12 protein-coding genes are annotated in these 14920 nt (G+C 73.1%); 6 read left to right on the forward strand and 6 right to left on the reverse strand.

From position 1 onward, the window contains the following. Positions 1-131: 131 nt before the first annotated feature. The 3 genes from ACF06X_RS26060 to ACF06X_RS26070 all read right to left on the reverse strand — a co-directional run bounded on the left by ACF06X_RS26060 (position 132) and on the right by ACF06X_RS26070 (position 4720). A complete protein-coding gene (locus ACF06X_RS26060) occupies positions 132-1562 on the reverse strand; it encodes a CitMHS family transporter (protein WP_392289709.1) in 1431 nt (476 codons plus the stop codon). A 135-nt stretch (positions 1563-1697) separates the two neighbouring features. Then, on the reverse strand, positions 1698-3893 hold the full coding sequence (locus ACF06X_RS26065; RefSeq protein ID WP_392289710.1) for a molybdopterin oxidoreductase family protein: 2196 nt from the start codon (positions 3891-3893) through the stop codon (positions 1698-1700). 176 nt (positions 3894-4069) lie between these two features. Continuing rightward, positions 4070-4720: a TetR family transcriptional regulator gene (locus tag ACF06X_RS26070; RefSeq protein WP_392289711.1), complete on the reverse strand. Its 651-nt coding sequence runs from the start codon at positions 4718-4720 to the stop codon at positions 4070-4072. 211 nt (positions 4721-4931) lie between these two features. On the opposite strand from ACF06X_RS26070, the gene hmgA reads away from it, so the two are divergent. From hmgA to ACF06X_RS26090, 4 genes are all read left to right on the forward strand, one after another. Next, positions 4932-6257: a homogentisate 1,2-dioxygenase gene (gene hmgA, locus ACF06X_RS26075; RefSeq protein ID WP_392289712.1), complete on the forward strand. Its 1326-nt coding sequence runs from the start codon at positions 4932-4934 to the stop codon at positions 6255-6257. Positions 6258-6270: 13 nt separating this feature from the next. Further along, entirely contained in the window at positions 6271-7023 is a 753-nt protein-coding gene (locus ACF06X_RS26080) for a GntR family transcriptional regulator (protein WP_392289713.1), read from the forward strand. A gap of 51 nt (positions 7024-7074) precedes the next feature. After that, positions 7075-8292: a type ISP restriction/modification enzyme gene (locus ACF06X_RS26085; protein ID WP_392289714.1), complete on the forward strand. Its 1218-nt coding sequence runs from the start codon at positions 7075-7077 to the stop codon at positions 8290-8292. A gap of 101 nt (positions 8293-8393) precedes the next feature. Next, positions 8394-9590 carry a CaiB/BaiF CoA transferase family protein gene (locus ACF06X_RS26090; RefSeq protein ID WP_392289715.1) on the forward strand — a complete coding sequence of 399 codons (1197 nt, stop codon included), beginning with the start codon at positions 8394-8396 and terminating at the stop codon, positions 9588-9590. Between the two features lie 430 nt (positions 9591-10020). On the opposite strand, the gene ACF06X_RS26095 is transcribed toward ACF06X_RS26090, so the two are convergent. Next, positions 10021-10284, reverse strand: coding sequence for a hypothetical protein (locus ACF06X_RS26095; RefSeq protein WP_158985828.1), 264 nt, complete (start codon positions 10282-10284; stop codon positions 10021-10023). A 336-nt stretch (positions 10285-10620) separates the two neighbouring features. Between ACF06X_RS26095 and ACF06X_RS26100 the strand changes: the two genes are divergently transcribed. Next, on the forward strand, positions 10621-12255 hold the full coding sequence (locus ACF06X_RS26100; protein WP_392289716.1) for a serine/threonine-protein kinase: 1635 nt from the start codon (positions 10621-10623) through the stop codon (positions 12253-12255). Here ACF06X_RS26100 and ACF06X_RS26105 read toward each other — a convergent pair. After that, positions 12239-13045: an SGNH/GDSL hydrolase family protein gene (locus ACF06X_RS26105; RefSeq protein WP_392289717.1), complete on the reverse strand. Its 807-nt coding sequence runs from the start codon at positions 13043-13045 to the stop codon at positions 12239-12241. The genes ACF06X_RS26100 and ACF06X_RS26105 overlap by 17 nt on opposite strands. 209 nt (positions 13046-13254) lie before the next feature. Here ACF06X_RS26105 and ACF06X_RS26110 point away from each other — a divergent pair, with 209 nt between their 5' ends. Further along, positions 13255-14400 carry a DUF5925 domain-containing protein gene (locus tag ACF06X_RS26110; protein ID WP_392289718.1) on the forward strand — a complete coding sequence of 382 codons (1146 nt, stop codon included), beginning with the start codon at positions 13255-13257 and terminating at the stop codon, positions 14398-14400. Between the two features lie 98 nt (positions 14401-14498). On the opposite strand, the gene ACF06X_RS26115 is transcribed toward ACF06X_RS26110, so the two are convergent. Next, positions 14499-14873: a GntR family transcriptional regulator gene (locus tag ACF06X_RS26115; protein WP_392289719.1), complete on the reverse strand. Its 375-nt coding sequence runs from the start codon at positions 14871-14873 to the stop codon at positions 14499-14501. Positions 14874-14920: the final 47 nt, after the last annotated feature.

Raw genomic sequence — 14920 nt, forward strand, 5'->3', positions numbered from 1 at the left:
AGACGTCGGATGGATCAACCGATAATCTGACTATCAGTCATGACGTGAGTGCGGAGGGTGGTAGAAACGCCGCGACACCCTCCACATTCACTCCCCCGGCCGCCTGCCCGTCACCCTGGGCGACCGCGAACCTAGATGATCCCGAAGAGGATCCCCGCCGCCAGCACCACCAGCGAGGTGAGCGCGGCCCACTTCACCGTGAATTTCGTGTGGTCGCCGAACTCGACCTTCGCCATGCCGACGAGGACGTACACGGCCGGCACCAGCGGGCTCGACATGTGCAGGGCCTGGCCTACGAGCGAGGCGCGGGCGATCTCCAGCGGCGAGACGCCGTGGGCCGCGCCCGCCTCGGCCAGGACCGGCAGCACACCGAAGTAGAAGCCGTCGTTCGACATGAAGTACGTGAGCGGGAGGCTGAGCACGCCGGTGACCAGGGCCATGTGCGGGCCCATTCCCGCCGGGATCGCGTCCACGAGCCAGTCGGCCATGTGCTTGACCATCCCCGTACCGGTGAGGACGCCGGTGAACACCGCGGCGGCGAAGACCATGCCGGCGACGTTGAGGACGTTCTCCGCGTGGGAGGCGATCCGGGCCTTCTGCTCGGACATCTTCGGGTAGTTGACGGTGAGCGCGAGCGCGGCGCCGAGCAGGAAGAGGACGGGGATCGGCAGCAGTTCGAGGATCATCGCGGCGAGCAGCGCCACGGTCAGGCCCGCGTTGAACCAGTACAGCCTGGGCCTCAGCGTCGGCCGGTCCGGGTCGAGGCCCTGGAAGCCGCCGGCGTGGCTCACGTCGGCGCCCTCGGGCGACTCCGGCACGTCTGCGCCGGACGCGCCGGACGCGCCGGACGCCGCGGGGCGCTCCGTACCGCCGCCTGCACCGACACCGCCACCCGCCTTGACCAGGACGGTCTCCGTCTCCGGCGCCAGGATCTCGTCCAGGGTGAGGTAGCCGATGCGCTTGCGCTCGCGGCGGCCGAGGACGTACGCGAGGACGAAGACGAAGAGCAGGCCCACGGCGAGCGCCGGGATCATCGGGACGAAGATGTCGGCCGCGTCCAGTTTGAGCGCGGTCGCGGCGCGGGCGGTGGGACCGCCCCAGGGCAGGGTGTTCATGACACCGTTGGCCGTGGCGGCCACACCGGTCATGACGACCAGACTCATCCCGAGCCGCTTGTAGAGCGGATACATCGCCGAGACGGTGATCATGAAGGTGGTCGAGCCGTCGCCGTCGAGCGAGACGATCGCGGCGAGCACCGCCGTACCCACCACCACACGCACCGGGTCGGCCTTGCAGAAGCGCAGGATGCCCCGGACGATCGGGTCGAAGAGGCCGACGTCGATCATCACGCCGAAGTAGACGATGGCGAACATCAGCATCGCCGCGGTGGGCGCGAGCTTGCCGACGCCTTCGATGACGTAGTCGCCGAGCTGGGCGCCCTGTCCGACGAAGACGCAGAAGAGCGCCGGTATCAGCACGAGCGCCGCGATCGGCGACATCTTCTTCGTCATGATCAGGACCAGGAAGGTCGCGATCATGGCGAAGCCGAGGATGGTCAGCATCGAGGACACCTCACGTTCACCCTTGAACTCCCACCGGGGAGGCTCCCGCCAGAGCGGCGGTGGCGACGACGTTAGGTGCCCTCTTCAGCCGTTAACAAGGTGTTGACGCGTGAGCAATACGAGCAAAACACCAGGTCACAGAAGGGGTGACACGTCCACGGGGAAACCGTTGAGCACGGCGGTGCCGGAGAGCGGGTCGAGCCGGGAGCCGTCGAGGAGCTGGTTGACGTTGACTCCGGGGCGGGCGGCGGCGACCGTCAGACGGGTTCCCGGCCGGTCGTGACCCCAGCCGTGGGGAAGGCTCACCACACCGCTCCGTACGGCGTCGGTGATCTCCACCTCCACGTCCAGTTCGCCTCCGTCGGCCGAGATCCGGGCGGGCTTTCCGTCGGCGAGGCCGAGCCGGTCGGCGTCGTCCGGGTGGACCTGGAGGGTGCACCGGTTGGAACCGCCGTTCAGGGACGGGGCGTTGTGGAGCCAGCTGTTGTTGGAGCGCAGATGGCGGCGGCCGACGAGTACGAGCGCCTCGGGGCGGGTGTCCAGGGCGGCGCGCAGCCGGGGCAGATCGGCGGCCAAGGGGGCGGGGAGCAGTTCGACGCGCCCGCTGCGGGTCTTCAGGAGCTGGAGAAGGCGAGGCCTCAGCGGTCCCAGATCGACGCCGTGGGGCTGCTCGCGCAGGGCGTTGAGGGTGAGACCGTACGGACCGAGGCGCAGCATCAGGTCGAGGCGGCGCTCGGCGCCCGTCGCCCCGGTGAGGGCGGCGGCGAAGGCGCGGGGGTCGGCGCCGTGGGCCGGTGAGTGCTCCTGGGTGACGGCCTTGGCGAGGGTGGTGTCGATGGCGAGGTCGTCGACGGCCGAGGGCGGCGCGCCGTGCATGCCGGAGACGGCGAGGATCAGCCGGGCGTGGATCTCGCACTCGTCCATGCGTCCCTCTTCCAGAGGGACGGCGGCCGGGGTGAAGCGTGCCTGGTTGTGGACGGCGAAGCCGTTGAAGGCGAAGTCGAAGTGGGCGCTCTGGGAGGGCGGCGGCGGGGGCAGGACGACATCGGCGTGCCGGGTGGTCTCGTTGAGGTAGGGGTCGACGGCCACCATGAAGTCGAGGGTGTCCAGGGCCGCGTCGAGGCGCCGGCCGTCGGGGGCGGAGAGGACGGGGTTGCCGGCGATCGTGATCAGGGCGCGGACGCGGCCTTCGCCCTCGGTCTCGATCTCCTCGGCGAGGGCGGCCATGGGGAGCTCGCCCTTCGCCTCGGGGTGGCCGGAGACCCTGCTGGTCCAGCGGCCGAGGGCGAAGCCCTTGCCCGGGCCGGCGGGGCGGGGCGCGGGCGTGGTGGCGGAGAGCGGGAAGAGGGCGCCCCCGGGACGGTCCAGGTTGCCGGTGAGGACGTTGAGGACGTCGACGAGCCAGCTGGCGAGGGTGCCGTGGCTGACGGTGGAGCTGCCGATGCGTCCGTAGACGGCGGCCGAGGGGGCGGCGGCGAGTTCGCGGGCGACCGTACGGATGGTGGAGGCGTCCAGGTCGCAGGCGGCGGCCACGGCCTCGGGGGTGAACTCCCGTACCGCTTCACGTATCTCCTCCACGCCCTCGACGTGACCGTCGAGGGCGCCGAGATCGGTGAGGTCCTCGTCGAAGAGGGTGTGGGTGAGCGCGGCGAGGAAGAGGGCGTCGGCGCCGGGCCGGATGGGGAGGTGCCGGTCGGCGAGGCGCGCCGTACGGGTGCGGCGCGGGTCGACGACGGTGAGGGTGCCGCCGCGCTTGCGCAGCGCCTTGAGTCTGCCGGGGAAGTCGGGGGCGGTGCAGAGGCTTCCGTTGGACTCCAGCGGGTTGGCGCCGAGCATGAGCAGGTGCGCGGTGCGGTCCAGGTCCGGTACGGGGACGGCGAAGGGGTCGCCGAAGAGCAGCCCGCTGGAGACGTGCTTGGGCATCTGGTCGAGCGTGGAGGCGGTGAAGAGGTTACGGGTCCCCAGGGCACCGATCAGGAGGGGCGGGTAGAGAGCGCCGGCCATCGTGTGGACGTTCGGGTTGCCGAGGACGATGGCCACCGCGTTCGGACCGTGCTCCTCGACGAGGGGCCGGATCCGGGCGGCGACGGTGTCGAACGCCTCGGCCCAGGTGGCTTCCCGCAGTTCGCCGTCCTTGCGGATCAGGGGTGTCCTCAGCCGGTCGGGGTCGGAGTCGACCTCGCCGAAGGAGGCGCCTTTGGGGCAGATGAATCCCTGGCTGAAGACGTCGTCGCGGTCGCCTCGGGCGCCGGTGACCTGGGTGCCTTCGATGGTCAGGGTCAGCCCGCAGGTCGCTTCGCAGAGCGGGCAGATGCGCGGGGCGGTGGGCATGACGGCTCCCTGGGGCGGCGACGGAGGCACGCGGGCACCAGCGAGCATACCGACCGGTAGGCACGGTGGGGAGGGGCGTGGGGGTTACGCGCCGCCCGGGGCGGGCGGGCCTGCGGTTTCCCGGCTGACGGGCTTCGGGCACCGGGTTCCGGGTTCCGCGCTACGCCCCTTGTGGCTTACGGGCTCAGGGAGGGCGCCAGGTAGGCGTAGAGGAGCTCGCGGGTCTCGGCGACGAGGGCGGGGTCCCCGGCCGGTGCGGTACGGAAGGCGAGTTGGAGCAGCGCGTCGGCCGCCTCGACACCGACGAGGACCTTGCGGCGCAGGACGTCGTCGGCGGGGCGGTCGAGGTGGGTGGCGAGCAGACCGCAGAGGCGGTCGGCGACGAGGTCGTTGGGGTCGTCGTCGGCGCCTTCGCCGGCGGCGGGCGCGGGAACGCCGAAGTCGACGAGCGCGAAGCCGGGAACGGTGCGTTTCATGGCGATGTACTCGTCCAGGACGCTGTCGATCGCCCGGTACGCGTCGGGGCGCGGGGCCGCGGCGAGGCGAGCGGTGACGCGCTCGGCGTAGCGGTCGAGGTTGCGGTGGGCGAGGGCGGCGGCCATGGCGCGCTTGTTGCCGAAGAAGCGGTAGACGGAGCCGATGGGGACGCCCGCTCGGAGGGCGACGGCGCGGGTGCTCAGCCGCTCGTAGCCGCTCTCGTCGAGGAGTTCGGCGCAGGCGTCGAGGATGCGGGCGAGGCGCTCGGCGCTGCGCTGCTGGACGGGGGTGCGGCGGAGGGCGTGCCGGGCGACGGGGCGGGGCGGATCGGGCTGGGGCACGGGGACCATGATGCCGCTCCCGCCGGTTTTCGGGGGGTGCGGGGCGGGGGCGGGACGGTGACGGGTGGCGCCGAGGGCGGCGGTGAGCGCCGCGAGCACGGTTCGCCTCTGGAACCCCCCGTGCGCCCACCACGTCGAAGCGGAGCCCCGTTGACGCGAGCGGTCGCGGAATCCTACGGTCATGCATAGGATTCCATTGGGCTCAGGACAGGAGCGGGCGATGACCACGGACCACACGACGGCGCAGGCGAGAAAGACCGCGGAGGCGCTGACGTACCACACCGGATTCGGCAACGAGCACAGCTCGGAGGCCGTGCCGGGCGCCCTGCCGCACGGCCGCAACTCGCCGCAGCGCGCCCCGCTGGGCCTGTACGCCGAGCAGCTGAGCGGCAGCGCGTTCACCGAGCCGCGCGCCCACAACCGCCGCTCGTGGCTCTACCGCATCCGCCCTTCGGCCGCGCACCCGCCGTTCACCCGGATCGACAACGGCGCCGTCCGCTCCGCCCCCTTCACCGAGACCGTCCCGGACCCCAACCGGCTCCGCTGGAACCCCCTGCCGGACCCGGCGCCGGGCACCGACTGGCTCGGCGGCCTGTGGACCCTCGGCGGCAACGGTGACGCGACCCAGCGCACCGGCATGGCCGTGCACCTCTACCACGCCAACGCCTCCATGGAGCGGGTCTTCAGCGACGCCGACGGCGAACTGCTGATCGTCCCCGAGCGCGGCGGCCTCCTCCTCCGCACGGAGCTCGGCCTGCTCGCCGCCCGCCCCGGCGAGGTGGCCCTGATCCCGCGCGGAGTCCGCTTCCGCGTCGAGCTCCTGGACGAGAGCGCCCGGGGGTACGTCTGCGAGAACTACGGCGCGCCCTTCCAGCTGCCCGACCTCGGCCCGATCGGCGCCAACGGCCTGGCCAACGCGCGCGACTTCCGCGCCCCCGTCGCCGCGTACGAGGACGTCGAGGGCCCGGTCGAGGTCGTCAACAAGTACTGCGGCAACCTCTGGTCGGCGACGTACGGCCACTCCCCCCTCGACGTCGTCGCCTGGCACGGCAACCACACCCCGTACGTCTACGACCTGCACCGCTTCAACGTGATCGGGACGATCTCGTACGACCACCCGGACCCGTCGATCTTCACGGTCCTCACCTCGCCGTCCGACACCCCCGGCCTCGCGGGCGTCGACTTCGTGGTCTTCGCCCCGCGCTGGCTGGTCGGCGAGGACACCTTCCGCCCGCCGTACTTCCACCGCAACGTGATGAGCGAGTACATGGGCCTGATCGAGGGGGCCTACGACGCGAAGGCCGAGGGCTTCGTGCCGGGCGGCGGCTCGCTGCACAACATGATGTCCGCGCACGGACCGGACCGGGAGACCTTCGACCGCGCCAGCGCCGCCGAGCTGAAGCCGCAGAAGGTCGACGACGGTCTGGCGTTCATGTTCGAGACCCGCTGGCCCGTCACCGCCACCGGTCAGGCGGCGAACGCCGACCATCTGCAGAAGGGGTACGACGACGTGTGGCAGGGTCTTGAGCGCCACTTCCGGTCGTAGTACGGAGAACGCCGTGACCGCCTTCGCTCCCGACTCGCTGATCCTGAACCGCAAGCTGCCGCTCTGGTATCAGGTCTCGCAGTCGCTGCGCGCCTCGATACTGGGCCGCACGCCCGACGCCTCGCTGCGGCTGCCCACCGAGGAGCAGCTCGCCACGCACTACGGCGTCAGCGTGCTGACGATGCGCCAGGCCCTCAAGGAGTTGGAGGAGGAGGGCCTGATCAGCAGGCACCGGAGGCGGGGCACGTTCATCGAGCCCGGAGCCCGGCGGTCCGCCCCGCGCCGGCTGCTCGGCTCGATCGACGCGATCGTGGCCCAGCAGTCGGGCGAGCGGACGACCGTCCTCGGCCACGGCTCCGGGCCGGTGCCCGGCGAGCTGGCCGAGTACTTCCCGGACGAGACGGAGGTGGTCGCGTACCGCCGGCTGCGCTCCGACGGGGAGAGCGGGGAGCCCACGAACTGGGCGGAGAACGCGGTCCGGCCCGACATCGCGGCCGGACTGGACCCGGCCGATCTGGAGCGCTGGCCGATGACGAAGGTGCTGCGGGACGTCGTCGGGGTCCGGATCAGCCGGATCACGGACACGGTGGAGGCGCGGCTCGCGGACCCCGAGACGGCGGCGCTGCTCCAGGTGCCGCTGCTCTCGCCGATCCTGCACTACACCGGCGTGACCTACGACGCCGACAGCCGGGTGGTGGACGTGGCGCGCATCCGCTACCGCGGCGACCGGTTCTCCTTCTCGGTGACGGTGGAGGCCGACCGGTAACGGTGGTGGCTCGCCGGTGACGGTGGAGGCGCACTGAGGAGGCTCGTTAGCATGCGGGGCGTGACGACCGAAGACCCGCGGCCGGACGACGACGCGCCCCTCCTCGACGAGCTCATGCCGTGGTCCGTGGCGCCGCTGCGGCTCGGCAGGTCCTGGATCGTGGCTCCCGACGTCCGCACGCTGCGGATCCGCTGGGACCGCCTGATGAAGGCGGAGGGAGCCGAGCGTGAGGCGCTGTTCCGGTCCAGCCGGGCGCGTACGCCCAGGAGTTCGGTGGCCGCGCTGCCGGGGCAGCGGACCGGCACCGGCCGGTTCGCCCGCGAGTCCGGGCCGTGCCCCGATCCCGTACGGCTCGCACACGGGCCGTTCGACGAGCAGTGGCTGATCCCCGACCACCGGCTGATCGACAGCGCCCGGCCCGAGCTGTGGCGGGTGTGGGACGAGCAGCAGCTGTTCGCCGTCGAGCAGGGGTACGTGCCCGGTGCGGCCGGGCCCGCGCTGCTGGTGACCGCCGCGCTGCCCGACGGCCGGTCCCCGGCCGGACGCCCGGGCCGGATCCGTCCGCTGTTCCGGCGCCCCGGCGGCCTGGAGCCGAACCTCGCGCCGGGACTCACGGCCCTGCTGGGCGAGCGGTACGGACAGGAGGTCGCCGCCGAGGACGTGCTGGCGTGGGCCGTGGCCGCCGCCCGCCCCTCCCCCGCCGGCTGCCGGGTCCCGCTGCCGGCGGACCCGGTGCTGTGGTCCTCGGGCGTGGAGCTCGGCCGGTGGCTGACCGGCATCCAGCTGCGCGGAGCCCGGGGCGGGGAGCGGCCCCGGCTGCCCGGCGGCCGGCGCCCCTATGTGCGGGCGCCGATCCCGGCCCGGCCCCGGACCCTCTCGTACGACTCCGAGGAGGAGACGCTCGCCCTCGATGCGGGGAGGATCTCCCCCGTGCCCCGCGAGGCGTGGGAGTACCGCGTCGGCGGTGTGCGGATGCTCGAACAGTGGTTCACGCACCGGACCGCGCCCGCCGAGCCCGGCACCCTTGAGGCGACCGGCCCGGCGGCCTGGCCGCAGGAGTGGACCTCGGAGCTCCTGGAGCTGATCACCGTCCTCGCGCTCCTCGCCCAGCGCGAGCCGGAGCGGGCTCCGCTCGCCGAGGGCGCCCGGCTGACCCGTACCGCGCTGCGGGAGGCGGGCGTCCTGCCCGCCCCGGAGACCGCGCGGCGCCCCGCTTCCGTACTGGACCACCAGGAGGAGGGCCCGGAGGGCCAGTTCGCGCTCCTCTAGCCGTACGGTCCCCTCGGGCGCGGCGCACGGCCTGTTCCGTGAGAGCGGGTGAGAAGGGCCGCAGTGACAAGGGGGGTGCTCAGCGGGTAGGCAGGGCGGTCATGAGCACTCAGCCACTTCCTCTGGAAGGCGTCACGGTCGTGGCGGTCGAACAGGCCGTCGCCGCCCCCTTCGCCACCCGCCAGCTCGCCGACCTCGGCGCCCGGGTCGTCAAGATCGAGCGGCCGGACGGCGGGGACTTCGCCCGCGGCTACGACACGGCGGCCCGGGGTCTCGCCTCGCACTTCGTGTGGTGCAACCGCGGCAAGGAGTCGGTGGCCGTCGACCTCAAGGACGGGCGCGGGCGCGAGCTGGTCCACCGGCTGGTGGCCGGGGCCGACGTCTTCGTACAGAACCTGGCGCAGGGGGCGGCGGCCCGCCTCGGCCTGGACGCCGCCGGCCTCTGCGCCGCGCATCCACGTCTGATCGCGGTGGACATCTCGGGGTACGGGCCGGGCGGACCGTACGCGCACAGGCGGGCGTACGACATGCTCGTGCAGTGCGAGGCGGGGCTCGTGTCGGTGACCGGGACGGAGGAGCGGCCGGTCAAGTCGGGGATCCCCGCGGCCGACATCGCGGCGGGGATGTACGCGTACGCGGGTGTGCTGGCCGCGCTCGTGCGGAGGGGGACGACAGGGCGGGGCGGCCCCGTGGAGGTGTCGCTGCTGGACGCGCTGGCGGAGTGGATGGGGCATCCGCTGCACCATGTGATGCACGGGGGCACGGCTCCGGCGCGCACCGGTCTGGCGCACGCCGTCATCGCGCCGTACGACGCCTACCCGACGGCGGACGGAGGCATGGTGCTGCTGTCCGTCCAGAACGACCGCGAATGGCGGCGGCTCGCCGAACAGGTCCTGGGCCGGCCGGAGCTCGCGGACGATCCGGCCTTCGCCACCAACACGGCCCGGGTGGCGGGGCGCGCCGCGACGGACGCGGTGGTCGCGGCGGCCCTGGCACCGCTGACGGCGGCCGAGGCGCTGGTACGGCTGGACGCGGCGGGGGTCGCCTGCGCCCGGCTCAACACGGTCGCGGACCTCGCCGAACACCCGCAGCTCGGAGCACGCGACCGCTGGCGCTCGGTGGACTCGCCGGTGGGACCGCTGCGCTCCCTGCTCCCCCCGGTCACCTTCCCGGACGGCCCCGAACCCCGCATGGACCGGATCCCGGCCCTGGGTCAGGACACGGACGCGATCCTCGAGGAACTGGGCGTGCCGGCCCATGAGCGTGTTTCCCTGCGGGAGGCGGGAGTGATCGCCTGACGCTCCGGCGACGGCGCCCCCTGCCCCGGCGCGAGCCGTCCGACAGATGGCGCCGCCGGACGGGATGACGCCGTCGGGCGGGCGAACTGCCGGACACGGTGATGCCGCCGGACGGGGCGGTGACGCCGACTGGGTTGCAGCACGCCGGCCGGCCGCCGAGCCGGGCGGCTGCCCGAACGAGCCGGACGACTGGCCGAGCGGACCGGACGGAGGGTTACCGGGCCGGACGGTCGGCGGCCGGAGTGGCGGTCGTCGGGCCGGGCGCGCGGCTGTCATGGACGGCGCGGGCGGCGGGATGCGGCGGCGCCGGACGGGTGGGGACTGGTCCGGCGGAGCGTCGGCGGGCACGGTCGGGCCGAGCGAGGAGCGGGCGGGTGCGCGTGGCACGCGGGGGCCGGCCCGACCGGTTGGGTGGCGGTGGGCCCCCGGCTTAGCGGTGGCTGCCGAAGAGCGAGCGGCGCAGTCGGCGCAGAGGCGCGAAGAGCGAGACGCGCGCGCTCTTGCTGCGACGGCTGTGCGTGATGTCGCGCGACGTGAGTTCGCGCATCAGGAGCGTCGCCTCGGCCGCCTCGCGCTGCGGCACGGCAGGGCCGCCCAGCACCGCGAGATGGCGGTCGAGCCGCGAACTGGTCGCGCTGCTCCCGCACGTGATGGCAGGCACTCGCGGCCTGCTCCGCATTGCTATCTGTTCCATGACACTCCCCACCCTGACGAGGGCACCCGGCCCGGGCAGGTTAACCCTATCGCCCCGCTGTGACACCCGTGTATCCCGGCGGCAGGATTCACCGCACTCGTACGGGGGTTGACGACTACTGTCCGAATACGGCTGATTCCAGGGTGAGTTGGACACCGCTCGAACACCAGCCGAACCGCCACGAACCATCCTGCACATCAAGCGCTCCTCTGCGAAGATCTGACGGAGTGTGATCTCCACCACCAAGATCACCCGGGCTCGCGCCACGCGGAGTTCGAAGTGCCCGCGAGGGGGGCAGGAATGCCCCACCTGCCGGCGGCTGACGGGAGACGCGCCATGACCGTGATCGCGGGGCGGTACCGGCTCCTCGACGTCCTGGGCGAGGGCGGCATGGGCACCGTCTGGCGCGCCAGGGACGAGACGCTGGGCCGCGACGTCGCCGTCAAGGAGGTCCGCGCCCCGGCCGGCCTCCCCGCGGCGGACGAGCGCCGGCTCTACGCCCGCCTGGAGCGGGAGGCGTGGGCGGCCGCCCGGATCACCCACCGCAACGTGGTGACGGTCTACGACGTGGTCACGGAGGACGGCCGTCCCTGGATCGTGATGGAGCTGGTCCCCGGACTCACGCTCTCCGAGGTGCTGGACGCGGAGGGCCCGATGCCGCCGCGACGGGCCGCGCTGATCGGGGCCGACGTGCTGGCCGGGCTGCGCGCCGCGCACGAGGCGGGGGTCCTGCACCGCGACGTGAAGCCGGGCAACGTCCTGCTCGCCAACGACGGGCGGGCCGTCCTGACCGACTTCGGCATCGCCGCCGTGGAGGGCACCTCCCCGCTCACGATGACCGGAGAGCTGGTCGGCTCCCCCGAATTCCTGGCTCCCGAACGGGCGTTGGGCCGCACACCGGGTCCGCCGTCGGACCTGTGGTCGCTCGGAGTGCTGCTGTACGCGGCGGTGGAGGGCAACTCCCCCTTCCGACAGGACACTCCGCTGAGCACGCTGCGCGCCGTGGTGGACGAGGAGCTTCCGCCGCCGCGCAGAGCCGGGCCGCTGGCCCCGGTGATCGAGGGGCTGCTGCGGAAGGATCCGGTCGAGCGCCTGTCGGCCGCGGCGGCGGAGGAGGCCCTGCGGCTGGTGGGCGCGGGCGGGGCGCCGCGCTCGGGGCCGGTGTCGGCGGATCCGTACGGACCCGGCCGGCCGGCGGTGGCCCCGATCCCGCTCGGGCCCTCGGCTCCCGGGTCCGGCTCCGGCTCCGGCTCCGGGTCCGGCTCCGGGGCGACCTCGCCGCTGCCCGGTGCGTACGACGAGGACCGGCGGGAGCGCGCGGGGCGACGCGCCGTGACGGTGCTCGCCGTCGGGGTCGTCCTTCTGCTGCTGGCCGTGGGAGCGCTGACGTACGCCCTGCTGAGGGACGATGAGCCGGGCGGCGGCAGGGATCCCGGCGGCGGGCCCACGAGCGGCGCCCCCGCGACGGGCACCACCGGCACCACGAGCGGTCCACCCGCCACGGCCACCACCACGAGCGGTCCGACCCCGACCGCGACACGCACCACCACGGCGCCGCCGGCCCATACGGTCCTGGTGTACGTGAGGGCCGTGCGCGGCAGTTACTCGGGACCGTGCCCGCCGCCGGAGGCCGAGGCGCCCGCCTTCGCCGCCACGCTCACGGTGGGGCGCACGCCCGCCTCGGTGGAGTACCGCTGGGTCACGGAGAGCGGCGAGGGCCCGGACGACGACTGGCGGACCCTGGAGTTCGCGGCGGGCGGCCCTCAGGAGAAGCGGGTCGAGCTCACGCGGGCGGCGTACCGCGCGGGCGACACGCGTCGCGACCGGATCCGGATGGAGGTCCGGGCTCCGGTCGAGGCGCGCTCGAACTGGGTGGGCTTCTCGGTCACCTGTGAGCAGGCGACCCCGACGGGCGGGGCCACCTCCCCGGGTGGATCGCCTACGGCCGGATCGCCTACGCCACGGCCTTGAAACTGGGCAGGTAGCCACCGGACTGTCCGGCGGCGGTGGGGTGGTAGGACTCGCCGATGTTGCCCCAGTTGACGCTGTGGAGCCAGGACGCACCGGAGCAGATCTCGTGTCCGGTGAAGGCGGGGACGACGCTCCCGAAGGTGTAGCCGTGGTCGGCGGCGCGCTTGGCGGTGGCCGTGTTGAGGTGGTCGGAACCGCCGTTGATGGCACGGCGCTCGTTCTCGCTCAGCCCGGCGACGCAGCTGCCGCCGATCTTGTAGAAGCGGGGGTAGCCGAGGACGACGACCCGGGCGTTGGGAGCCTTGGATCTGATCGCCGAGTACACCGCGTCGAGCTTTCCGGGCAGCGTGGTGTCGACGTACGCCTTGGCCTGATTCACGCGCTCGATGCACGCGGCCTCCGACTGGAGGACACAGGTGGTCATGACGTCCGCGAATCCGGCGTCGTTGCCTCCGACGGTGATCGAGACCAGGTCGGTGGCGGCGGAGAGGGGTCCGAGCTGTCCGCTCGTCACATCACCCGTACGAGCGCCCGAGCAAGCGGTGAAAGCGAACGAGGAAGGCGAATTGGCGTTCGCCCACAGGACGGGGAAGGCGCGGGTGGAGCGCTTGCAGTTGCCGCTGGCGCTGTCGTAGTTCCCGGCGCCGACGCCGGAGGAGTACGAGTCACCGAGCGCCACGTAGTCGAGGGCGGCGGTTTCGGCTGCCTGAGCGGTTCCCGCCCCGGTGAGGGCGAGGACGGCGCCGAGCAGGAGCGAGGACGAGAAGGCCGCGAATCGGGACAGTTTCATGGAACCTCCCTGAAGCAGGATCTCTGCGTTACTAGGTAGTAGCAGCGGACCCCGCCTGCTGGAAGTGTCCATGCCAAGAAGATTTGGCGAGAACCTGCCGACGCTCCGTCAGGACAGGTCGATTTCCGGCCAGCTGATGGATCATCCGGCACCACAGCCTCGGCGGAAGAGGTATGCGGGCTCGTCCCCTTCAAAACACTGTGCACGCAATGCCCGATTGCCGGATCATGGTCGCCATGTCTGCCACCCCATCGGAGCCCGCCGCGCCGTCCGAACCGCAGCGGGCGCTGCCGATCCGGCTCAACGTCGACGACAGCGACTCGCCCGCCGACGTCGTCGACGCGCTCTTCCTCGGCCGCTTCACGACGGGCGAGCAGCCGCACTCGCAGAGCACCACCCTTGACCGGGTGAAGCCGGCCGCGACCCTGCTGCCGGCCGGGGCGAAGGTGCTGCGCGCGGCCAAGGACGACGACCGCAGCGCCGTGCTCGCCGAGGGCGAGGGCTGGACGCTGCTGATCTCCCGCTGGAACCGGGGCGCGGACGTCACCGTGACCGCGACGGGCCCGGAGCTCGCGGAGCGAGTCCTCAAGGAGGCGACGGACGGGGCGAAGGACGAACCCGAGCCGCAGCCGGAGAACGTGACGATGGGCTTCTGGTACGTGTCGCCCCGGCGCGGCCCGCACCGTACGACCCGTCAGATCAGCGCGGGCACGTGGGAGGAGATCCGGCCCAACTACACGGCGCCGGTCGCCGACGCGATGGACCGGCTGATGAAGGTCACCCCGGACGACATCGCGGGGCGGCTGCTCCTGCTCCACGGGCCGCCGGGGACGGGCAAGACGTCCGCGCTGCGCACGCTCGCCCGGTCCTGGCGCGACTGGTGCCAGGTGGACTGTGTCCTGGACCCGGAGCGGCTCTTCAACGACGTCGGCTATCTGATGGACATCGCGATCGGCGAGGACGAGGGCACGGCGAAGGGCCGGTGGCGGCTGCTGCTCCTGGAGGACTGCGACGAGCTGATCCGCGGCGAGGCGAAGCACACGGCGGGCCAGGCGCTGTCCCGGCTCCTGAACCTGACGGACGGGCTCCTCGGCCAGGGCCGCAACGTCCTCGTCGGCGTCACCACCAACGAGGACCTGGAGCGCCTCCACCCGGCGGTGGTCCGCCCGGGACGGTGCCTGGCGCGCATCGAGGTGGGCGGCCTGACGCGCAACGAGGCCGTGGCGTGGCTCGGCACGGAGGAGGGCGTCTCCCACGACGGGGCGACGCTGGCGGAGCTGTACGCGCTGCGCCGGGGCACGCAGGCCCCGGGCCTGCCGGAGCCCAGGACCCCGGACGCGGGCCTGTACCTGTAGCCGCCCTTCGCCTCAAGGCTCCGCGAGGCCGGAAACCCGCACGGGTCCGCACCGTAGCCCTTCGCACCGGCCGGACGACCGCGCAGGGCGGGGGGGGATCAGCTTCCGTACGCCGCCCGGAGGGCGTCGGTCACCGCCGCGGTCGCCGCCTCGCGGGTCAGGCCCAGGCGACGGGCCTCGCCCGCGTAGGCCGCCGCGGCCGTCGCGGCCAGGCGGGAGGCCGCGTCGCCCGCCGCCGCGACGAACGTGCCGTTGCGGCCGCGCGTCTCGATCACCCCGTCGGCCTCCAGCGACTTGTACGCCTTGGCGACCGTGTTCGCCGCGAGACCCAGCTCCTCCGCCAGGCCCCGTACCGTCGGAAGTTTGTAGCCGACCGGCAGGGCCCCGGAGCGGGCGCGCTCCGCGATCTGGGCGCGCAGCTGTTCGTACGGGGCGGTCGGGGAGTCCGTGTCCACGGTGATTCGCAATGTCACGGCTCCGATTCTGCCTCCGCTCCCCCCGCCCCCGCTCCCCCGACCTC

This window comes from Streptomyces sp. NPDC015346 (assembly GCF_043078785.1).
GTDB lineage: Bacteria > Actinomycetota > Actinomycetes > Streptomycetales > Streptomycetaceae > Streptomyces.